Below are 20021 nucleotides of genomic sequence, written 5' to 3'. Positions count from 1 at the left end.
TGGGAGGGCGGCAGGGAACAAGATTGCGATGAACCAGACGGTCTTTCTCATGTTCTTCTTCGCCACGGCGCCGGTCGCGCTGATGCCGAGCGTCATTTCCTGGCTCACCCGGCACCGTTCGCGCCGGCCGATCGTGATCGCCAACCTGGCGCTGTGGGTGCTCATCTTCTTTGCGGCGAGGAGTTTCACCCTCGGCACGTCGAGCAAGTTCCAGTTGCCGACGCTGCTGGCCCTGATCGCGTGGCTGGTGTTGCTCGGCTATTCGATTCGTGGAAGTTCTTCGAAAGGAAGCTGAGCTTCCATGAGATCAACGTTCCTTCGTGGCGGTACCGGTAGTGGTTGCGGCTGGTCCATCCGGTCGAATCTATGGTCACGATTTCTATGGTTGTTGGTTGACACGAACGGCGCGCGCGACCGGTCCTTATGCTGCTTCGCCCAGCGCGCCTGTACCTATCCCTCCATGTCCAGATCCTCCCGCAACCGCGCCAACGCGCGCCGCGCGTCGCCGACCACCAGAGGCGCCGGGACCGCCAGCATCAGGTTGAGCGGCAGGCCGAATTCCTCGAAGTGCCAGCCGTGGGTGTCGACGCGGCCGTCGGCGCCGATCGCGCCGGGATGGCGGGCGCGGATGCGCTGGGCGAAGCTGCCGTCGTCGGGGATGTAGCCGTACACCGGCTTGCCCAGAGCGACGGCGTAGCCGACTTCGAAGCAGGTGCCGCTGTCCGGCTCCGGGCCGCGGAAGAAGTCCAGGTTGGCCAGCACCGCATCGGCCTGCGCGATCAGTCCGATGTTGGCCTCATAGATCCAGCGCGCCTGCGCGGCGGGATCGGCGATCTGCGCCGGCAGCGCTTGGTCCAGCGGGAACAGGCCTTCGAATCCGAATTCGCGGCACAGCGCTTTCAAGGCATCGCCGCGGGCGGCGGCATCGGGGCGGAACACGTCGGGGCCGGCGAGGTACAGCGTGCGGATCATCGGCACGGGCAGGTGGGCAGAGGGGCTCTCATTGTCGGCGCGCACATGGAGGCATGCCAACGCCACAGCTGCGATGCCGCGGGATCGCTGGTAAGGTCGCGCGATGTCCGAACCCAATGCCGATTTCATCGAGGTCTTCGACGACGCCATGTCCCGCGAGGACTGCGCCGCGATCATGCGCCGCCTGCGCGGCAGTGCGCAGTTGCAGCCCGGCGAGGTGGGCAGCGGCGTGTTCCCCGAGCTCAAGCATAGCCGCGACCTGCGCATCAGCGGCCTGGAGCCGTGGCGCGACGTGGAACAGCGGCTGCAGCAGGCGGTGTTCGCCGGCCTGCTCGGCTATCTGCGCAAGTACCCGCAGGCACTGATCTCGCCGCTGATGCTGCAGGTGCCCGGCGCCGATGGCCAACCGCACCGGCTCGGCGCCGACGATTTTGCGCTGCTCGACGACGCGGCGCTGTCCAACCTGGCCCGCACCTGTCTGCGTCCGGGCGCGATCAACCTGCAGTGGTACGCCGCGGGCGAGGGCGGCTATCCATACTGGCACTGCGAGCTGTACCCGCGCGATCCCGGCGGCGAAACCCTGCACCGGCATCTGCTGTGGACGCTGTACCTCAACGACGATTTCCAGGACGGCGAAACCGAGTTCCTGTTCCAGCAGCGCAAGATCGCGCCGCGCGCCGGCAGCCTGCTGATCGCGCCGACCGCGTTCACCCACACCCACCGCGGCAACCGCCCGCAGGGCGGCGACAAGTTCATCGCTACCAGCTGGATCCTGTTCCAGTCGGCGCAGGCGCTTTACGGCCGGGATTAGGCATTGGGGATTGGGGATTCGCAAAAGCGGGATGCGGCGGCTGTTCGTCTGTCGGCCTTCGTTTGGCTGCGGGTTGGCGCACGTTCTCGTCGCCAGTCGGATCTGTTTCGATCAACGCGGCCGCCTTCCGGCCGGGATTCGGGATGAAGTCAGCGGCTAGTGCAGCAAGCCTTGCTTGCTTTTACGAATCCCCAATCCCAAATCCCCAATCCCGGCTTCAAAACAATTCCCCCTGCGGTGAAGGCGCACGCGGCGGTAGCGGCCTGACGAAGCGGCTGCAGTCCAGCGCCGGGCGCGCGCGTTCGGCATAGCCCAGGCGCTTGTGCGCCAGCGCGAAGCGCCGCGTCAGCAGGTCGGCATAGACGCCTTCGCCGCGCATGCGCTTGCCGAAGGTGGCGTCGTAGTCCTTGCCGCCACGCAGCTGCTGCACCGTGCTCATCACGTGCGCGGCACGGTCGGGATGGTGCGCCTGCAGCCAGTCGCGGAACAGCGGCGCGACCTCGTGCGGCAGGCGCAGCAGCACGTAGCCGGCGGAGTCGGCGCCGGCGGCATGCGCCGCCTCCAGCACCGCTTCCAGTTCGTGGTCGTTGATCCACGGGATCACCGGCGCCACCATCACCCCCACCGGCACCCCGGCTTCGTGCAGCGTGCGCATCGCGCGCAGCCGCGCATGCGGCGCCGAGGCGCGCGGCTCCAGCCGCGCCGACAGGCGCGGGTCCAGCGAGGTCACCGAGAAATGCACGCTGACCAGGTTCTCGCGCGCCAGCGGCACCAGCAGGTCCAGGTCGCGCTCGACCAGCGCGTTCTTGGTGATCAGCGAGAACGGATGGCGGGTTTCCCACAGCACTTCGATCAGCCGGCGGGTCAGCTGCAGCTTGCGCTCGATCGGCTGGTAGGCGTCGGTGTTGATGCCCAGCGCGATCGGGCTGGGCACGTAGCCGGGCTTGGCCAGTTCGCGGCGCAGCAGTTCCGGCGCGTTGGTCTTGGCGAACAGGCGGGTCTCGAAGTCCAGCCCCGGCGACAGGTTCAGATAGGCGTGGCTGGGCCGGGCGAAGCAGTAGCTGCAACCGTGCTCGCAGCCGCGGTACGGATTGACCGACTGCGAGAAGCCCACGTCCGGCGACTGGTTGCGGCTGATGATGCTGCGCGCGGTCTCCTCGCGCACCTCGGTGCGCAGCCGCGGCGCGGCGAATTCCTCGCTGTCGTCGGGATGCCAGCCGTCGTCCTCGGCCTGGCTGATGGTGCGTTCGAAGCGGCCCGGCAGGTGGCTGCCGGCGCCGCGTCCCTTGATGGCCGTGCTCATCCGCACAGGCTACGCCGCTGCCGTCTCGGCCGCTGCGACGGCGACGCTGCGGGGCTGAATCTTTCAGCGCCACGCGCAGGAGCCGCGCCGGCCCCGTAGAATCCGCCGATGTTCGTATTCGCGACCCTGCAGAACACCTGGGACTGGCTGACCGGCATTCCCCATTTCGGCGCCTACCTCACCGCCGCCTATCTGCTGTACATCCTGTGGCTGAGCGGCTGGATCGTGCTGCAGAAACGCGAGCCGGCGGCGACGCTGAGCTGGGTGCTGTCGCTGGCCGCGCTGCCGTACCTGGGCTTCGTCATCTACTACCTGCTCGGGCCGCAGAAGGTGAAGCGGCAACGCCTGCGCCGCGGCCGTTCGCGCTCGGGCATGGAGCACTACAGCAGCGTCTGCCCGCCCGACGCCGATTGCACCGAGCTGGCCAAGATCGCCCAGGCCACCACCGGCCTGGCGCCCAGTTCGGCGACCGCCGCGCAATGGCTGGTGGACGGCGCCGCCACCTACGACGCGATCGTGCGCGACATCGCCGCCGCGCAGCACCACGTGCACCTGGAGTACTACATCTTCAACCCCGACCGCAGCGGCACGCGCATCCGCGACGCGCTGGTCGAACGCGCCCGCGCCGGGGTCAAGGTGCGCCTGCTGCTGGATGCGGTGGGCTCCTCGCAGGTACGCAAGCGCTTCCTGCAGCCGCTGCTGGACGCCGGCGGCGAGGCGGCCTGGTTCCATCCCACCCAGCTGCTGCGCCCGTTCAAGTTCAAGCGGCCGTGGGTGAACCTGCGCACGCACCGCAAGATCGTGGTGATCGACGGGCGCATCGGCTTCACCGGCGGCATCAACGTCACCGACGAAGAGAACGAGGCGCTGCGCCCCGACGCCTATCGCGACCTGCACGTGCGGTGCGAGGGCCACGTGGTGCGCAGCCTGCAGCTGGTGTTCGTCGAGGACTGGCTGTACGCCACCCGGCAGGGCCGCGATGCCTTCGACATGGCGCAGATCTGGCCGCACGACATGCCCGGCCGCGACGACGGCGCGATCCAGGCGCAGGTACTGGTGTCCGGTCCGGATTCGTCGTGGGAAAGCATCCACCGCATGCAGGTGGCGGCGATCTACGAGGCGCAGCGGCGAGTGTGGCTGGTGACGCCGTACTTCGTCCCGGGCGAGGCCGCGCGCATGGCACTAACCTCGGCCGCGCTGGGCGGGCTCGACGTGCGCCTGCTGGTGCCCAAGCGCAGCGATTCGCGGCTGGTGACGCTGGCGGCGCGCTCGTATTTCGACGAGTTGCTGCAGGCCGGGGTCAAGATCTACGAGTACGGTCCACGCATGCTGCACAGCAAGGCGCTGATCGTCGACGAGGAACTGTGCATCGTCGGCAGCGCCAACTTCGACAACCGCAGTTTCCGCCTCAATTTCGAAGTCTCGGCGATGTTCCGCGACCGGCAGATGACCCAGGAACTGGCCGCGTTGATCGCCCGCGAGATCGCCGATGCGGTGCAGGTGCGCGACGATCGCAAGCGCTCGCTGTGGCGCTACCGGTTGCCCGAGGCGATGGCGCGGCTGACCTCCCCGCTGCTGTAGCCACGCCGTCGCTCCCCGATAGGTCGCGCCGTGCCTGCACCTGCCACCGAACGGGTACGTCCCGTCCACGCCCGGGCGACGAATGGGCCTCCGCCGTATGCGTGCGGCCCTGCGGGTCCGGCTTGGATGGCCGCGTGGCGCCCGTTCCGGCGGTTCGCCGTGGAACCGGTCACCCGGGCGGCGCTACACTGCGCGCATCCTTGGGGAGATCGTCATGTACTGGCTTTTTCTGCTGCTCGCGTTGGGTGCCTTCGTCCTGGCGTTCTCCACGCCGCACATGTCGTTGTTGGTGCTGGCCTTGCTGGCGGCGCTGGGATTCCTGCTGGCCTGGGCGCGCGGCTGGTACGTGGCCAAGATCGGCGACGCCAGCCAACGCGATGCCGCGCCGATGATCGACCCGGCCGAGCTGCGCCGGCTGCGCGAACAGGCCGAGGCGCGCCGCGCTGCGGCCGCCGCGGCCAGCGACGACGCGCTGTCCTCGTAAGCGTCGTCCGCCGATGACCCGACTCAGCGTCAACGTCAACAAGATCGCGGTGCTGCGCAACTCGCGCGGCGGCGAGCTGCCGAGCGTACTCGAAGCGGCACGCGCCTGCCTGGACGCCGGCGCGCACGGCATCACCGTGCACCCGCGCCCGGACCGGCGCCACATCCATGCCGAGGACGTGCTGGCGCTGGCCGAGCTGACCCGCGCGCGCGGCGTGGAATTCAACATCGAAGGCAACCCGTTCGCGCCGCCACGGCCGGGCTACCCAGGGCTGATCCCGCTGTGCGCGCAGGTGCGCCCGGCGCAGGCCACCCTGGTTCCGGACGGCGACGGCCAGCTGACCTCCGACCATGGCTTCGACTTCGCTCGCGACAGCGAACGGCTGCGTCCGCTGATCGCCGAACTGAAGGCGCTAGGCTGCCGGGTCAGCCTGTTCGTGGATGCCGACAACTCCGACCTGGCACGCGCCGCCGAACTCGGCGCCGACCGCGTCGAGCTGTACACCGGACCGTATGCGGAAGCGTTCGACCGCGGCGACGCCGCAGCGCCGGCCGCCTTCGCCGCCGCCGCGCGCCGCGCGCAAGCCGCCGGGCTCGGCGTCAATGCCGGCCACGACCTGGCCCAGGCCAACCTCGGCGCGTTCCTGGCCGCGGTGCCGCAGGTGCTGGAGGTGTCGATCGGGCATGCGCTGATCGGCGAGGCGCTATATGCAGGGTTGGGCGCTACAGTGAAAACCTACCTGGCGATCCTGGCCACCATTCGCTAGCGCGTCAGGTCACTGAGAGCCGATGCCGCAACTGGACAAGCAGTACTTCGAAGACGTTGTGATCGCACATCTCCTCAGGCTCGTGTTGCTGGGCTTTGGCATGCTGTTTTCGTTGTTCTTCATCGCGACGTTCAAGCTGGACCCGCTTCGTGGGTCTGCTGAACTAGGGGTGTCGGCCGTATGAGAGCAACTGGTCTCGTCCTATCTATTACCTTGGGCCTGTACGGCTGCTCCCTGGACACGGTGACCACTCGATATTCCACGTTGGCTGATGCCCGCGCCGACCGTCTATTCGAACGGGGGTGGCTTCCCGACGTTCTTCCCCCATCGACGGTTCGCATTCGCACGTCGAACAATCTCGACCTCAGCACGTCCGTGGGAGCATTCAACTTCATCCCGGCGGAGGCACCGGTCCTCTTCCATGCCTTGGTGTCCGGAATCAGAGCAGACGCCCCATTCGAGGGCTGGGCAGCAACCGTCCAGGGTTACTCGGACAGGGGATTCTCTGCCTGGACCTATGAGGACAGCAACACTGCCTGGGTATTTTTCTGCCACGGCGGAAAAGGTCATTGCGACTACTTCGCGTGGCCTAGCTAGCGATAGCTGACGCCTCGTTCGCGGATCACGCCTCGCCGGCATTGGCGGGACCCCGGGATCGGCTTGCGCACCCTGCATCGGAAAAACGCCACCGTTGCCGGTGGCGTTTGCAGTCCGTCATGGCGGAGCTGCTGCGCTAAAAGCGCATCACTGCACGAAGCCGATGCGGTCCACCTGCGCGTTCTTGGCCGCGGCCAGCACCTTGGCCATCACCTCGTATTCGGCATCGGGGTTGGCTTCGATGCGCAGCTCCGGGGTGTTGCCGGCGGCCTGCGCCATCGCTTCTTGCAGCCGCGGCTGCAGCTCGGCCAGGGGCAGGGGACTGGCGTTCCAGAACAGCTGGCCGCTGGCGTCCAGGCGCAACTGGATCGGCGGCGGCGGCTCGAGCGGCCGCTGCGGCGTGTCGACACGCTGCGGCAGGTTCATGGTGATCGGCCGCGTCACCAGCGGTACGGTCACGATGAAGATGATCAACAGCACCAACATGACATCGACCAGCGGCGTGACATTGATTTCCGACAACGGTCCCCGGTTCCCTGCGGTACTGAAAGCCATGGCGTGCCTCCTGTCCTGTGGTTGTGGTGTTGCGTCTCCAGCCTACACCTGAGACGGGACGTCGGGCGAGGGGCCAGGCGCAAGAAACTGGAGATGCAGTGGGGCGGGATCGGTGGCGTTGCGGCATCGTGGCTCATCGCACAGCTGTCTGCCAACGCGTTTTTCTGCTTGAAGGCCGCAGACGGGGAAGCAGCGGCTTCCGGCGCAAATGGCCTCGGTCGGGGCAGACATTGCATTGAAGGTGCAGCCCGTCGGGACTGATGGCCCGAGGCCAGCCGGAGTCGCTCCCACGATCGGTCCCACGGCGCATTGCCGAACTTGCGCGCAGTTGTATGCCCGCGTCGATATCCTGCCGGTGTGCACGACATCGCAAAAAAAACGCCACCGTTTCCGGTGGCGTTGCAGTCGCGTCATGACTGAGGTGTTGCGGTAGAGTTTATTGCTGCACGAAGCCGATCTTTTTCATGTCCGAATTCTTGGCGGCGGCCAGCACCTTGGCCATCACTTCGTATTCGGAATCCGGATTGGCATCGATGCGCAGTTCCGGCTGGTTGGTCGGATCGCGCTGTACTTCGTTTTCCATCATTTGCGGAAGCGCCGTCACAGCCACCGGGCTGTTGTTCCAGAAGAGCTGGTTCGACGCATCGATACGCAGATCGATCGGCGGCGGCGGGTCGCGCAACTGCGGCGGCGGGTTGATCACTCGCTGCGGCAGGTCCACGTCGATCGGATAGGTCATGATCGGCGCGGTCACGATGAAGATGATCAACAGCACCAGCATCACGTCGACCAGCGGCGTTACGTTGATGTCGGCCATGGGACCACGGCCGCCTCCTGAGCTGAATGCCATGGCTCAGTTCCCCTTCTCTTTGGTCGCAACGAAGCCGACGTCCAGCATGCCCTGACCCTGCGCGATCTTGGTGATCTCGTTGATCGTACGCATCTTGGTCGTGCGGTCGCCACGCAGGTTGAGCGGCGGCTGCGGGGTCTGCTGGGCAGCGGTGGAGAAGCGCGATTCCAATGCTTCCTTGGAAACCGGCTCGTCGTTCCAGTACAGCGACCCGTCTTCCTTGACCGACAGCGTGATCGGATTGGAACGTTTTTCGTCCTTGTCCGGATCCTGCTTCAGGTTGGCTTGGGGCAGCTCCACCTTGACCTTGTGGGACATCAGCGGTGCCGTGATGATGAAGATGATCAGCAGCACCAACATCACGTCCACGAGGGGCGTGACATTGATGTCGGCCATGGGGCCGCCGCTGTTACCACTACTGAAAGCCATAACGGGCTCCGTTAATCGTTGCGTGGACTACTCGACCGCGGATCAGCGAACGCGCGAACCAGTGGCGAAGAAGTCATGCAGGTCGTGGGCGAACGTATCGAACTTGGCGATCGTCGAGCTGTTGACCTTGCTGAAGAAGTTGAACGCGAACACGGCCGGGATCGCGACGAACAGACCGATCGCGGTCATGATCAGCGCTTCACCCACCGGGCCGGCAACGGCGTCGATCGAGGCGGAGCCGGTGGCACCGATCTTGATCAGCGCGCCGTAGATGCCCCACACCGTACCCAGCAGACCGACGAACGGCGCGGTCGCACCGACGGTGGCCAGCAGGGTCATGCCCGACTGCAGCTTGGTGCTTTCGCGGGTCACGGCCTGACGCAGGGCGCGGTCGACGAACTCCGAACGGCTCAGGGTCTCGCCCAGGCCGGTGCCGGCACCGGCTTCGGCGCGCTGGTGGTGCGCAGCGGCCTGAGCGGCGTCGAGCGCGATCTTCGAGAACGGCTCGCTGGCCGGCTGCTCTTCCATCGCACGGATGGCGTCCTGCGCGTTCGGGGTGTCCCAGAACAGGCTGGTGACGCGGTCGGCCTGGCCCTTCAGACGGGTGGCGCGGAAGATGTTGATGACGGTCCAGTACCAGGACGACGCCGACATGATGATAAGGGTGATGAGCACCACCCAGGAGACGGCGAAGTCACCCGGCTTGGAGGTCATCTCGGTGATCAGGTGCTCGAAGCCCATCTGCGACAGGGCGTTCGATGCGTTGTTGCCCCCCGCAGCAGCGGCGATGAAAATTTCCTGCAGCATGACGCTTACCTTTGTTGTGTGTGGTGATGAGGGTGGTGCAAAGAGTAGACAGGGCCTGCAGACCGGCGGGTGCGCCGGCCTGCTGCCTTTGTATCAGTTCAGCGCGAAGTTGACCGGAACGCGGACGCGGCCGGCGGTCTTCTGTCCATTGGCGGTAGCGGCGTTGAACCGCCACTTGCGCGCTGCTTCCATGGCGGCGCGGTCCAGGTCGCGGTTGCGGCTGGATTTCTCGACGGCGACGTTGGTGACGTTACCGTTTGCGTCGACGTCGATGATCAGGATCACCTCGCCTTCGGCGCCCGACCGGAATGCGGACGGCGGGTACTTCGGCGGGTTCATGTTCTTCGACGAGATATCGACGCTGGCGCCGATATCGCTGGGCTGTGCCGGCGGTGCCGGCGGCGACGGCGGCGTGGCGATATCGCTCGGGCGCGGCTCCGGCACGTCGATCACCGGGGCTTCCGGCGGCGGCGGCAACGGGGTCGGCTTCGGCGGCGCCAGGTTCTTGACCGGCGGCGGCGGCGTCTCCGGCGGCTTCGGCGGCGGCGGCGGCGGGGGTGGCGGCGGCGGCGGGGCGTCGACCAGGGTGACGACGATGTTGCGTTCCTTCTCCGCTGCCGCCTTCGGCGCAACGGCTGGAATCAGCAACAACATCAGCGCTGCTAGATGCAGCGCGATTACGAAGGCAATACCGATGATGCGCGGCCAGCTGAGGCCGGAAGCTTCATCTCTGTCGTAATGCCGATTGATGACCAATTGTTCCGTCATGCGCCAATGACTCGATTTAGGGGGGCCGGGATTCGCGAAGAATCTGAATCCCAGTTCAGGCGGCTTGACACCGCAGGAACCTCCAAGCTTATACCAATCCCTGTGACCTGCACTACTTTAAGCACTGGTTTTCGGGGGCTTTTTTTGCTTTTTACTTCAGATTGATGATCTTCTTGGCGTCTTCCGGCTTCTTGACGCCCTTGGCGAGCGCTTGCTGCGCGGCCTGCTTGGCTTCCGCGGTGCGGCCTTCCTGGTGCAGCACCTTGGCCAGGTTCAGATAGGTTTCGCCGTCCTTGGACATCGGCGCGGCCTTCTGCCAGTTCTCGATCGCCTGCGGCACCTGGTCGGTGTAGTAATACGACTGCGCCAGCGCCAGATAGGTCTGGTAGTCGGGCTTGAGGATGCCCTTCTGCAGGCCTTCGTTGATGACCGAGATGACGTCCTTTTCCTTCTTGTCGGTGTTGGCGTAGATCGAGTACAGCTGCTTGTACTCCTTCTCGTCGGTCAACTGCCCGGCCGCACGCAGCTTGTCCATCACCGCGGCGGCCTTGTCCATCTGGTCGGCCTGCATGTACATGCTGGCCAGGTTGAGCTGGGCCTTCTTGTCGTTCGGCGTCTTCGCCGCCAGCGTCTCGGCGGCCTTGACCGCTTCGCCGGTCTGGCCGGCGGCGGCGTAGGACGCCATCAGCAGCTGGTTCCAGCTGTCCTTGGGCTCGGGCGAGGCGGCGATGGCCTGCTGCAGCACCGGGATCGCCTCCTGGTAGCGCTCGGTCTGGTACAGCGCCTGGCCCTTGAGGATCAGGTCTTCCGGGCGGGTCGACTTGGACTCGGCCAGGAACTTGTCCAGCGAGGCCAGACCGGCGGCGGTTTCGTCGTCCTGCAGCTGCAGCTGCGCCAGCATCAGCATCGACTGGAAGTGGCCGTTGTTGTCCAGGCCGTTGAACTGGATCGCCTGCTGCAGGTACTGCTTGGCGGCCTTGCTGTCGTCCAGGTTGTAGGCGGCCTGCGCGGCCAGCTGCGCGGCGATGGACTTGTCGTATTCGTTGGCCGCGCTATTGGCCAGGATCTCGTCGGCCTGGGTGCGCACGCCGGCGTAGTCCTCACCCTTGTTGTAGGTGTCGATCAGCTTCTGCAGCTTGCTGCCGAGCTTGGCCGACGGCTTGCCGGTCGGCTCCTGGCGGGTGGCGTTGGGGAACATCACCGCGGCCTTTTCGTTCTTGGACTTGCGCGAGGAGCGCTGCTCGGAGCGATCGGACTGCGCGACGGCGTCGGTCACCACCGCGCCGCCGAGGGCAGCAGTGATCACCAGGGACAACAGCGCTTGCTTGCGGATACTGAATTTCATGGATCACCTCGGTGGAACCGCCCTGAGCGGCACGGAAGACGGAGCGGCCATCCTGGGCCGAGCCAGCAAAACTAACAGAAACCTATACGCGGTGAAAACGTTTTTAGGACGCATTGCCATGCACGGCGCACGCCCATGCGCGGCGGCGCCGATGCGCTCAACCGCACTTCGGGGTCCGCCCGGCACTGCGCGCCTGCGCATACACGGGCTCAAGCGTAGCGACATCGCGTTGCAGTTCGCCGATGCGGGCGCTGGGATCGGGGTGGGTGGACAGCCATTGCGGCGGGCGTTGGCCGCCGGCAGCCATCATGTTCTTCCACAGATCCACCGCTTGCGCCGGGTCGAAACCGGCCTGCGCCATCAGCCGCTGGCCGACCACGTCGGCCTCGCTCTCCTGGGTGCGCGAACCCGGCAGCAGGAACGCGGCCTGCGCAGTCATGCCGCCGACCTGGCCCACCGTGTCGGCCGCGGCGCTGCCGTAGCGCGCGCCGGCCAGCGCACCGAGCACGCTGAGGCCGGTCTGGGTGCCCATCTGGCGGGTGATGCGTTCTTCGTGGTGGCGCGAGATCACGTGGCCGATCTCGTGGCCGAGCACCGCCGCCAGCTGATCCTGGTTCTTGGCCACGGTGAAGATGCCGCTGTTGACGCCGACCTTGCCGCCGGGCAGCGCGAACGCGTTGGGTTCCTTGTCGTCGAATAGCGCGGTTTCCCACGCCGTGCCGCGCCACTGCGGCGGCAATTGCGCGACCAGCGTGTTGACCACGCAGCGCACGTAGGCGTTGCGCTTCGGATCGTTGTCGATCGGCTCCTTGGCCTTGGTCTCGGCAAAGGCCTTCAGGCCAAGCTGATCCAGTTCCTGCTGCGATACGCCACCCACGACCTGGGTACGCCCGGTCGGCGAGGTGGTAGTCGCACACGCTGTCAGCAGCACCGCGATCGATGCCCCCAGTACAACACTCTTCATACGGGTCCCCCTATGACACGCATCGCAGTGTGGTGGCACACGTCTTAACTTTTCGTCAAACAAATCTTCAAGTTGTGCCAAACCAGTACAAAGCCGCTACAGCGACGGCGTTGTTCAGCCCGTGCGCGGCGATCGGCGCCCACAAGGTGCCGGTGCGCTTGTACAGCCATGCGAACGCGGCGCCCATGCTGCCGTAGACCAACCATAGCTGCAGGGTTTCGGCCACGCCATTGCCGGTGGTGCCGGGCAATTCGTGCACCAGCGCGAAGGCCGCGCCGCTGAGCGCCATGCCCAGCCGCGGCCGGCCGGCATCCCACAGGCGCCCGAACAGCACGCGGCGGAACAGTAGTTCCTCGTAGGCCGGGGCGATCAGCACGGCGAACACGACCAGGAACAGCGGCATCTGCGTCATCGCTTCGCGCATCAGCGGCAGGTTGGTCGGCACCGGCTTGATCCCCAGCTGCGCGCCGAGGTTGGACAGCACGCTGCTGCCCACGAATACCGCCACCGCGACCAGCAGCACCCAGCCCCAGGTCGCCGGCGCGCGCGCGGCCTGCCAGGAGGCACGGCGCTCGGCGGCGTTGGCCGGGCGGCGCAGGAAGTACAGCAGCAAGGCCGCGGACAGGGTGCTGACCAGGGCGATCAGCAGCTGCGCCAGCGCTCCCGGCTGGCCGATCTGGGAGGCGACGGCGGTGGCCAGCCGATCGGCGGGAATGCCCTGCGCACGCAGTTCCATGGTGATCTGGAAGCCGCGCACCACGCCCCACACCAGGCCGGACAGCACACTGACGGCCAACAGCACGACCGCGGCCAGCAGCACGTCGAGGACGAAACCGAGCACCGGTTTGCCCCAGCCGGACGGCGGTGGCGCGGCATTGGTCAGCGGGGGCGGGGCGGGCATGTGCGACGGCAGCGAGGTCATCGCGATCCTGGGCGAGAGCAGGCGTAGGGAAGCGGAACGAGGCCGGCCCCCGGCGCGCGCCGGGGGCGGCGATGCCGCGTCAGATGTCGAGGTTGGCGACCTTCAGCGCGTTTTCCTCGATGAAATCGCGGCGCGGTTCGACCACGTCGCCCATCAAGGTGCTGAAGATCTGGTCGGCGGCCACCGCGTCCTCGATGCGCACCTGCAACAGGCGGCGCGAATCCGGGTTCACCGTGGTTTCCCACAGCTGCTCGGCGTTCATTTCGCCCAGGCCCTTGAAGCGCTGGATCTGCCGGCCCTTCTTGGCCTCGTCGAACAGCCAGGCATGCGCCTGGGCGAAGCTGCTGATCGACTGGGTCTTGTTGCCGCGCACGATCTGCGCGCCTTCGCGGACCAGCCCATTCAACGCCAGCGCGACTTCGCGCAGCGGGCGCAGCTCGCCGCTCTCGAACACCGCCATCGGCAGCACCTGGGTCAGCTCTTCGCCCATATGGCGGCGCACCGCGATCAGGGTCGCCGGACGCTGTTCGCTGCCCGGCTCGAAGCGCAGCTGATAGCGGGCGGTGCCCAGGCTGCCGCGGTTGAGCACGGCTTGCAGCGCGTCCAGGGTCGGATGCTGCTCGCCTTCGGCCTCCAGCTGCACCACGTCCAGCGGCGGCAGGTCGATCAGCGCGGTCAGCAGCGCCGGATCGTAGCGGTGCGCGTTGCGCGCCACCGCGTCGTTGGCGCTGGCGAACAGCAGCAGCAGCTTCTCCAGCGCGCTGCCGGTGATCGGCGGCTCGTCGGTGGCCGGGATCAGCGCCGCGCCCTCGACCGCGCTGTTGGCCAGATAGGCATTGAGCGCGTTGTCGTCCTTCAGGTACAGCTCTTGCTTGCCCTGCTTGAGCCGGTACAGCGGCGGCAGGCCGATGTAGATGTAGCCGCGCTCGATCAGCTCCGGCATCTGCCGGTAGAAGAACGTCAGCAGCAGGGTGCGGATGTGCGCGCCGTCGACGTCGGCGTCGGTCATGATGATGATGCGGTGGTAGCGCAGCTTGTCCGGGTTGTATTCGTCGCGGCCAATGCCGGTGCCCAGCGCGGTGATCAGCGTGCCGACCTGGTCGGAGGCCAGCATCCGGTCGAAGCGCGCGCGTTCCACGTTGAGGATCTTGCCGCGCAGCGGCAGCACCGCCTGGTTCTTGCGGTTGCGGCCCTGCTTGGCCGAGCCGCCGGCCGAGTCGCCCTCGACGATGAACAGCTCGGACAGCGCCGGATCCTTCTCCTGGCAGTCGGCCAGCTTGCCGGGCAGGCCGGCAATGTCCAGCGCGCCCTTGCGCCGGGTCAGATCGCGCGCCTTGCGCGCAGCCTCGCGGGCGCGCGCGGCATCGACGATCTTGCCGGCGATGGCCTTGGCTTCGCTGGGGTTTTCCTGCAGGAATTCCTGCAAACGGGCACCGAACGTGTTCTCAACGGCCGGCTTGACCTCGGAACTGACCAATTTCTCCTTGGTCTGCGACGAGAAGCTCGGGTCCGGCACCTTGACCGACAGCACCGCGATCATGCCTTCGCGCATGTCGTCGCCGGATAGGGTGATCTTGGCCTGCTTGGCGATGCCGTTCTGTTCGATGTAATTGGTCAGGGTGCGGGTCAACGCGGCGCGGAAGCCGGCCAGATGGGTGCCGCCGTCCTTCTGCGGGATGTTGTTGGTGAAGCAGAACATGGTTTCCTGGTAGGCGTCGGTCCATTGCAGGGCCACGTCCACGACGATGCCGTTCTGCTCGCCGGTCACCGAGATCACGTTCGGATGCAGCGGGGTCTTCAGCTGCGCCAGGTGCTCGACGAAGCTGCGGATGCCGCCTTCGTACTCGAACACGTCCTGGCGGCCTTCGCCGCGCTCGTCCTGCAGGGTGATCTTGACCCCGGAGTTGAGGAAGGACAGCTCGCGCAGGCGCCGCGCCAGGATGTCGTAGTGGAACTCGACGTCGCTGAAGATCTCCACCGCCGGCTTGAAGCGCAGGGTGGTGCCGCGCTTGTCGGACGCTTCCAGCTGCTTGAGCGGGTATTGCGGCTCGCCCAGCTTGTATTCCTGCTGGTAGTGGTGGCCGTCGCGCCACACGTCCAGCCACAGGTGCTCGGACAGGGCGTTGACCACCGATACGCCGACGCCGTGCAGGCCGCCGGAAACCTTGTAGCTGTTGTCGTCGAACTTGCCGCCGGCATGCAGCACGGTGAGGATCACCTCGGCCGCGGACACGCCTTCTTCCTTGTGGATGTCGACCGGGATGCCGCGACCGTTGTCGGACACCTGCACCGAGCCGTCCACCATGATCTTGACCAGCACGTTGTCGGCATGGCCGGCCAGCGCTTCGTCGATGGAGTTGTCGACGACCTCGAACACCATGTGGTGCAGGCCGGTACCGTCGTGCACGTCGCCGATGTACATGCCGGGACGCTTGCGGACCGCTTCCAGCCCACGCAGCACGGTGATCTTGCTGGAGTCGTAGGTGGTGTTGGCGGGCGAGGTTGGCGGATTCTGTTCTTCGGTCATGCGCTTGCCGTAGGCTCCACGAGTCGGACGACGGCGGGCAGGAGCCCGGTCGCGCCGATGGATAGGGGATTGCGGCGAATTATAGCAGCCCCGGCCCTCAAGCCTCGCGGTGGCTAGGAACGGGCCACGGCCTGTCCATGTTCCACGTGGAACCGCGCAATCGGCAACGCCATGTCGGCCAGCGCCTGCGGGGTTTCGGTGGCGGTGACGAACACCTGCGCCGGCCCAGCCTGCAGCCGCTGCAGCACGCGCCGTTGGTGATGCTGGTCCAGTTCCGAGGCCAGATCGTCCAGGGCAATCACCGGCCATTCGCCGCGTTGCTCGGCATAGTCCTCGGCCTGGGCCAGTAGGCAGGCCAGGGCGGTGAGCTTGGCCTGGCCGCGCGACAGGGCGTCGCGGCCGGGGATGGTGGCAAACTCCAGGCTCCAGTCGGCACGGTGCGGCCCGACCGAGGTATAGCCGTACTGACGGTCGCGCTCGCGGTTGAGCAACAACGCATCGGCCAGCGGCACCTCGTGGCGGCGCCACCCCGGCGCGAACTGCAGGTGCTGGATGCCCAGCGCTGGCGCCAATTCAGGCCCCAGCGCCAACAGGCGCTGCAGCAGGCGCTCCAGGTACTGCTCGCGGCGCGAAGTAAGCGGTTCGCCGGCCTCGGCCAGCTCGTGGTCCCAGGCATCCAGGGCCGCGCCACCGCCGCCGCTTTTCAGCAAGGCGTTGCGCTGCTTGAGCGCCCGCGCGTAGCGGCGCCACAGTGCCAGGAAGTCAGGTTCCACGTGGAACAAGCCCCAGTCGATGAAGCGACGGCGAGGTTCGCCACCGCCGCTGACTAGCACATGGCTGCCCGGTTCGAAGGTGACCACCGCCAGCGCGGCGCAGAGCGTACCCAGGTAAGCCACGTCCTCGCCATCTAGCCGGCCACGCCAGTCCTGGCCGCTGTGGCGCAGCCCGGCGCGGCGGCGGCGTGGCTGCTGCGGCTCTGGACCGCGTTCCTGCCATTCGACGAACACGTCCAGCGCGTCCTGACCCTGGCTGACCAGGCCATCGCGCACCCGCCCGCGGAAGCTGCGGCCGTAGGCCATCAGGTGCATGGCCTCGAGGATAGTGGTCTTGCCGGCCCCGTTGTCGCCGGTGATCAAGTTCAAGCCGGGCGCAGGCGCCAGCTCCAACGCGGCGAAGCGGCGTAGGTGATGAAGATCGAGGCGGGAGACGTGCATACGCGGAATCGGGGCGAGGCGCTCGCACCGGGCGCACGCGGGTCGGCTCATCAGGGTAGGGCGGCAGCATACCCAAAGCGGCTGCGAACGTCCTGTCGCGAGTGCAGCTTGGTGGGCGGGCTGAATTCGATGCGGGCGGTGGGCGGGCGGGTGGTTGCTACCGCGAGGCAATCCAGGGAACCCATTGAGTCTCGGTGAAGACATCAAACCTGGTCGGTAAGGCCCGTCGCGACTGGAGTCGCTCCCACAGGAGGCTTTCGTGGGCTCGGAAGCGCCTCTGAGCCTCGGACAAAAGAAAACCCGGCGCGAAGGCCGGGTTTCTCGACTGTGTTCCACGTGGAACACGGCATTTGGCTAGCGTCAGAGACGCAGCGGCATCACCACGTGGCGGGAGCGGGCGCTGCTGGCTTCGCGCACCAGGGCCGAAGAATTGGCGTCGCGCAGCTGGATCACGATGAACTCCTCGCGCAGCGCCGACAGCGCGTCGAGCAGGTAGTTCACGTTGAAGCCGATCGCCAGGTCACTGACCTTGGTGTCGGCCTCGATCTCTTCCTGCGCTTCTTCCTGCTCGGGATTGTGCGCACTGATCTTCAGCTGGCCCGGCGAGACTTCCACGCGCACGCCGCGATACTTCTCGTTGGACAGGATCGCCGCACGCTGCAGCGCCGCGCGCAGGGCCTCGCGATCCAGCTTGACCTCACGGTCGGCACCGATCGGGATCACCGCTTCGTAATCGGGGAAACGGCCGTCGATCAGCTTCGAGGTGAAGGTGACATCGTCGCGCTTGACCCGCACGTGGCTGCGGCCCACTTCCAGCTCGACCTCGCGATCGCCGCCTTCCAGCAGGCGTTGCAACTCGGTCACGCCCTTGCGCGGCACGATGATCTGGCGCTTGGCGCCACCGGCGTTCTCCAGTTCGGTCTCGCACAGCGCCAGGCGATGGCCATCGGTGGCCACGCAGCGCAGCGTCTGGTCGCGCAGGTCGAACAGCAGGCCGTTGAGGTAATAGCGCACGTCCTGCTGGGCCATCGCGAAGGCGGTGCGCTCGATCAGTTCCTTCAGCGCCGCTTCCGGCACCAGCACGCGCTCGGTGGCTTCCACTTCATCGACCGACGGGAAATCGTTGGCCGGCAGCGTGGCCAGGGTGAAGCGGCTACGCCCGGCCTGCACGGTGATCTTGTCGCCTGTCTGCGAGACGGTGATCTTGCTGCCGTCGGGCAGCGCCCGAATGATCTCGAACAGCTTGCGTGCCGGAATCGTGGTTTCGCCGTCCTGTGCGTCGTCGACCGCGATACGCGACACCATTTCCACTTCCAGGTCGGTACCGGTCAGCGACAGTTGCCCGTCGTGCACCTGCACCAGGAAGTTGGCCAGAACCGGCAAGGTCTGGCGGCGTTCGACCACATTGACGACTTGCGCCAATGGCTTGAGGAAGGCTTCGCGCTGCAGTGTGAAACGCATGTGGTTCCGTGCCCCTATGCTTTAAAAAGATATGGAATAAATCAAAAGCTTGGTGGTGATGGTAGAGCGATTTTCGGTGCAAAGGTAGATTAACTATTTGGATTCAAAGGGTTTTTCGGCCCTTCAATCCCGGGTATTACTGCCCCTGTAGGGGTGGGGAAACCTGTGGATAGTTTTGCCGGCGCCGCCGCGCTGCACTTTATCCACAGTTTCTACCGGATTTGTCGCGAAGTCATGCACCGATTTATCCGCCGCTTCCGGCATGCCGCACCGGAGCGCTCGCGAGGGTGCCGATCCGCGCCTTTCCGGCGCAGTGCCGGCCCGCTACTCGCTCAGCTTGCGGATCAGCTTGTCCCAGTCCTCGCGCAACTTGCCGTCGGTCTCCATCAGGTGCTTGATCTGCCGGCAGGCGTGCAGCACGGTGGTGTGGTCGCGGCCGGCGAACGCATCGCCGATCTCCGGCAGGCTGTGTTCGGTCAGTTCCTTGGTCAGCGCCATCGCCACCTGCCGCGGTCGCGCCAGCGAGCGGGTACGGCGCTTGGACAGCAGGTCCTTGATCTGCAGGCCGTAGTAGTCGGCCACGGTCTTCTGGATGTTGGGGATGCCGATCGCCTGTTGCTGCGCGCGCAGCAGGTCGCGCAGCGTCTCCTGGGCGAACTCGGTGGTGATCGCACGGCCGGTGAAGTTGGCGCGGGCGGCCAGCGTGTTGAGCGCGCCTTCCAGGTCGCGCACGTTGGAACGCATCTTCTTGGCGATCAGGAACGCCACGTCGTCGGGGATCTCGGCGCCGCGCTCGCGCGCCTTGGCCAGCACGATCGCCGCGCGGGTCTCGAAGTCGGGCGGGTCGATCGCCACCGACAGGCCCCAGGCCAGGCGCGACTTCAGCCGCGGCTCCAGGCCTTCAACCTCGCGTGGGTAGCGGTCGCAGGTCAGGATGATCTGCTGGCGGCCGTCGAACAGCGCGTTGAAGGTGTGGAAGAACTCTTCCTGGGTGCGGTCCTTGCCGGCGAAGAACTGGATGTCGTCGATCAGCAGCGCGTCCACCTGCTGGAACTGGCGCTTGAACTGGTCCATGGTCTTGTCCTGCAGCGCGCGGATCATCGCGCTGAAGAACTGTTCCGAGCGCAGGTACATGACCCGCGCGTTGGGGTTCTGCTCGCGCATGGCGTTGCCGGCGGCGAACATCAGGTGTGTCTTGCCCAGGCCGGTGCTGCCGTACAGCAGCAGCGGGTTGTGCGCGCGGTCGCCGGGCTTCTGCGCTGCCTGCGTGGCCGCGGCCAGGCCGAGCTGGTTGCTGCGGCCTTCGACGAAGTTGGCGAAGGTGTAGTGCGAATCGAGATTGCCGGCGAACGGTTCCAGCAACGGCGCCGGCGGCGTGCGCGCGGCGGCCGCATCGCTGGCGACCGGGGCCACCGGCTCCGGCGCGCGCGGACGCGAGCCGACCTGCAACGCCACTTCGCCGCTGCCGGCGAAATAGGTCATCAGCTCGCGGATCCGCGCCAGGTAGCGCTCGCGCACCTGTTCGACGATGAAGGCGTTCGGGGCGTACAGGACCATGCTGTTGTCATGGCGCTGTTCGGCTTGCAGCGGTTTCAACCAGGTGTGAACGTCCTCGGCTGGAAATTCAGCTTCCAGACGTTCCAGGCAACGGGGCCAAGCATCCAT

Annotated in this window: 20 protein-coding genes; 6 read left to right on the top strand and 14 right to left on the bottom strand. The window is 66.5% G+C overall.

The genetic code is table 11. The annotated features are described in order from the left end of the window. Positions 1–28: 28 nt before the first annotated feature. Positions 29–295, top strand: a complete 267-nt coding sequence (locus tag HEP73_RS00100) for a hypothetical protein (RefSeq protein WP_185821647.1) — start codon at positions 29–31, stop codon at positions 293–295. A gap of 155 nt (positions 296–450) precedes the next feature. Here the strand turns inward: HEP73_RS00100 and HEP73_RS00095 are convergent, their stop codons facing one another. After that, positions 451–972, bottom strand: a complete 522-nt coding sequence (locus HEP73_RS00095; RefSeq protein WP_185821646.1) for a nucleoside 2-deoxyribosyltransferase — start codon at positions 970–972, stop codon at positions 451–453. A 103-nt stretch (positions 973–1075) separates the two neighbouring features. Here HEP73_RS00095 and HEP73_RS00090 point away from each other — a divergent pair, with 103 nt between their 5' ends. Further along, positions 1076–1783 (top strand): 2OG-Fe(II) oxygenase, encoded by a 708-nt coding sequence (locus tag HEP73_RS00090; protein ID WP_185814649.1) that lies wholly within the window; start codon positions 1076–1078, stop codon positions 1781–1783. Between the two features lie 217 nt (positions 1784–2000). Here HEP73_RS00090 and HEP73_RS00085 read toward each other — a convergent pair whose 3' ends face one another. Continuing rightward, complete coding sequence (locus HEP73_RS00085; protein ID WP_185821645.1) at positions 2001–3086, bottom strand: PA0069 family radical SAM protein; 1086 nt, start codon at positions 3084–3086, stop codon at positions 2001–2003. Between the two features lie 108 nt (positions 3087–3194). Here HEP73_RS00085 and cls point away from each other — a divergent pair, with 108 nt between their 5' ends. From cls to HEP73_RS00065, 4 genes are all read left to right on the top strand, one after another. Next, entirely contained in the window at positions 3195–4667 is a 1473-nt protein-coding gene (gene cls / locus HEP73_RS00080; RefSeq protein ID WP_185821644.1) for a cardiolipin synthase, read from the top strand. 214 nt (positions 4668–4881) lie between these two features. Continuing rightward, entirely contained in the window at positions 4882–5151 is a 270-nt protein-coding gene (locus HEP73_RS00075) for a hypothetical protein (protein ID WP_185821643.1), read from the top strand. A 13-nt stretch (positions 5152–5164) separates the two neighbouring features. Continuing rightward, positions 5165–5917 carry a pyridoxine 5'-phosphate synthase gene (locus HEP73_RS00070; protein WP_185821642.1) on the top strand — a complete coding sequence of 251 codons (753 nt, stop codon included), beginning with the start codon at positions 5165–5167 and terminating at the stop codon, positions 5915–5917. A 22-nt stretch (positions 5918–5939) separates the two neighbouring features. Beyond that, positions 5940–6101, top strand: coding sequence for a hypothetical protein (locus HEP73_RS00065; protein WP_185821641.1), 162 nt, complete (start codon positions 5940–5942; stop codon positions 6099–6101). A gap of 560 nt (positions 6102–6661) precedes the next feature. Here HEP73_RS00065 and HEP73_RS00060 read toward each other — a convergent pair. The 12 genes from HEP73_RS00060 to dnaA form a co-directional block, all read right to left on the bottom strand. After that, positions 6662–7069 carry an ExbD/TolR family protein gene (locus HEP73_RS00060; RefSeq protein WP_179570263.1) on the bottom strand — a complete coding sequence of 136 codons (408 nt, stop codon included), beginning with the start codon at positions 7067–7069 and terminating at the stop codon, positions 6662–6664. Positions 7070–7505: 436 nt separating this feature from the next. Next, positions 7506–7919, bottom strand: a complete 414-nt coding sequence (locus tag HEP73_RS00055) for an ExbD/TolR family protein (RefSeq protein WP_003470010.1) — start codon at positions 7917–7919, stop codon at positions 7506–7508. Between the two features lie 3 nt (positions 7920–7922). Then, positions 7923–8348, bottom strand: a complete 426-nt coding sequence (locus tag HEP73_RS00050) for an ExbD/TolR family protein (RefSeq protein ID WP_003470008.1) — start codon at positions 8346–8348, stop codon at positions 7923–7925. A 42-nt stretch (positions 8349–8390) separates the two neighbouring features. Next, positions 8391–9155, bottom strand: a complete 765-nt coding sequence (gene exbB, locus HEP73_RS00045) for a TonB-system energizer ExbB (protein WP_179570259.1) — start codon at positions 9153–9155, stop codon at positions 8391–8393. A gap of 93 nt (positions 9156–9248) precedes the next feature. After that, the gene (locus HEP73_RS00040) at positions 9249–9923 is read right to left on the bottom strand and encodes an energy transducer TonB (protein ID WP_458309639.1); all 675 of its coding nucleotides are present in this window, start codon (positions 9921–9923) and stop codon (positions 9249–9251) included. A gap of 151 nt (positions 9924–10074) precedes the next feature. Further along, entirely contained in the window at positions 10075–11268 is a 1194-nt protein-coding gene (locus HEP73_RS00035; protein ID WP_185814644.1) for a tetratricopeptide repeat protein, read from the bottom strand. A 157-nt stretch (positions 11269–11425) separates the two neighbouring features. Next, positions 11426–12232, bottom strand: coding sequence for a M48 family metallopeptidase (locus HEP73_RS00030; protein ID WP_185814643.1), 807 nt, complete (start codon positions 12230–12232; stop codon positions 11426–11428). Positions 12233–12299: 67 nt separating this feature from the next. Beyond that, positions 12300–13154, bottom strand: coding sequence for a CPBP family intramembrane glutamic endopeptidase (locus HEP73_RS00025; protein WP_458309638.1), 855 nt, complete (start codon positions 13152–13154; stop codon positions 12300–12302). Between the two features lie 79 nt (positions 13155–13233). Then, the gene (gene gyrB / locus HEP73_RS00020) at positions 13234–15681 is read right to left on the bottom strand and encodes a DNA topoisomerase (ATP-hydrolyzing) subunit B (protein ID WP_185821639.1); all 2448 of its coding nucleotides are present in this window, start codon (positions 15679–15681) and stop codon (positions 13234–13236) included. 113 nt (positions 15682–15794) lie between these two features. Further along, on the bottom strand, positions 15795–16895 hold the full coding sequence (recF, locus tag HEP73_RS00015; protein WP_185814641.1) for a DNA replication/repair protein RecF: 1101 nt from the start codon (positions 16893–16895) through the stop codon (positions 15795–15797). 360 nt (positions 16896–17255) lie between these two features. Beyond that, positions 17256–18356 carry a DNA polymerase III subunit beta gene (gene dnaN / locus HEP73_RS00010; protein ID WP_179570245.1) on the bottom strand — a complete coding sequence of 367 codons (1101 nt, stop codon included), beginning with the start codon at positions 18354–18356 and terminating at the stop codon, positions 17256–17258. A 324-nt stretch (positions 18357–18680) separates the two neighbouring features. Then, complete coding sequence (dnaA, locus tag HEP73_RS00005; protein WP_179570243.1) at positions 18681–20021, bottom strand: chromosomal replication initiator protein DnaA; 1341 nt, start codon at positions 20019–20021, stop codon at positions 18681–18683.

The sequence above is a fragment of the Xanthomonas sp. GW genome, assembly GCF_014236815.1.
Classification (GTDB): domain Bacteria; phylum Pseudomonadota; class Gammaproteobacteria; order Xanthomonadales; family Xanthomonadaceae; genus Xanthomonas_A.
This window is presented reverse-complemented; position numbering and strand designations above follow the sequence as displayed.

What these genes read in the sequence shown, in the direction of transcription:
- HEP73_RS00100 (WP_185821647.1), top strand. Translation starts at nt 29, where the DNA reads ATGAACCAGACGGTCTTTCTCATGTTCTTCTTCGCCACGGCGCCGGTC.
- HEP73_RS00095 (WP_185821646.1), bottom strand. Translation starts at nt 972, where the DNA reads ATGATCCGCACGCTGTACCTCGCCGGCCCCGACGTGTTCCGCCCCGAT.
- HEP73_RS00090 (WP_185814649.1), top strand. Translation starts at nt 1,076, where the DNA reads ATGTCCGAACCCAATGCCGATTTCATCGAGGTCTTCGACGACGCCATG.
- HEP73_RS00085 (WP_185821645.1), bottom strand. Translation starts at nt 3,086, where the DNA reads ATGAGCACGGCCATCAAGGGACGCGGCGCCGGCAGCCACCTGCCGGGC.
- cls (WP_185821644.1), top strand. Translation starts at nt 3,195, where the DNA reads ATGTTCGTATTCGCGACCCTGCAGAACACCTGGGACTGGCTGACCGGC.
- HEP73_RS00075 (WP_185821643.1), top strand. Translation starts at nt 4,882, where the DNA reads ATGTACTGGCTTTTTCTGCTGCTCGCGTTGGGTGCCTTCGTCCTGGCG.
- HEP73_RS00070 (WP_185821642.1), top strand. Translation starts at nt 5,165, where the DNA reads ATGACCCGACTCAGCGTCAACGTCAACAAGATCGCGGTGCTGCGCAAC.
- HEP73_RS00065 (WP_185821641.1), top strand. Translation starts at nt 5,940, where the DNA reads ATGCCGCAACTGGACAAGCAGTACTTCGAAGACGTTGTGATCGCACAT.
- HEP73_RS00060 (WP_179570263.1), bottom strand. Translation starts at nt 7,069, where the DNA reads ATGGCTTTCAGTACCGCAGGGAACCGGGGACCGTTGTCGGAAATCAAT.
- HEP73_RS00055 (WP_003470010.1), bottom strand. Translation starts at nt 7,919, where the DNA reads ATGGCATTCAGCTCAGGAGGCGGCCGTGGTCCCATGGCCGACATCAAC.
- HEP73_RS00050 (WP_003470008.1), bottom strand. Translation starts at nt 8,348, where the DNA reads ATGGCTTTCAGTAGTGGTAACAGCGGCGGCCCCATGGCCGACATCAAT.
- exbB (WP_179570259.1), bottom strand. Translation starts at nt 9,155, where the DNA reads ATGCTGCAGGAAATTTTCATCGCCGCTGCTGCGGGGGGCAACAACGCA.
- HEP73_RS00040 (WP_458309639.1), bottom strand. Translation starts at nt 9,923, where the DNA reads ATGACGGAACAATTGGTCATCAATCGGCATTACGACAGAGATGAAGCT.
- HEP73_RS00035 (WP_185814644.1), bottom strand. Translation starts at nt 11,268, where the DNA reads ATGAAATTCAGTATCCGCAAGCAAGCGCTGTTGTCCCTGGTGATCACT.
- HEP73_RS00030 (WP_185814643.1), bottom strand. Translation starts at nt 12,232, where the DNA reads ATGAAGAGTGTTGTACTGGGGGCATCGATCGCGGTGCTGCTGACAGCG.
- HEP73_RS00025 (WP_458309638.1), bottom strand. Translation starts at nt 13,154, where the DNA reads ATGACCTCGCTGCCGTCGCACATGCCCGCCCCGCCCCCGCTGACCAAT.
- gyrB (WP_185821639.1), bottom strand. Translation starts at nt 15,681, where the DNA reads ATGACCGAAGAACAGAATCCGCCAACCTCGCCCGCCAACACCACCTAC.
- recF (WP_185814641.1), bottom strand. Translation starts at nt 16,895, where the DNA reads ATGCACGTCTCCCGCCTCGATCTTCATCACCTACGCCGCTTCGCCGCG.
- dnaN (WP_179570245.1), bottom strand. Translation starts at nt 18,356, where the DNA reads ATGCGTTTCACACTGCAGCGCGAAGCCTTCCTCAAGCCATTGGCGCAA.
- dnaA (WP_179570243.1), bottom strand. Translation starts at nt 20,021, where the DNA reads ATGGATGCTTGGCCCCGTTGCCTGGAACGTCTGGAAGCTGAATTTCCA.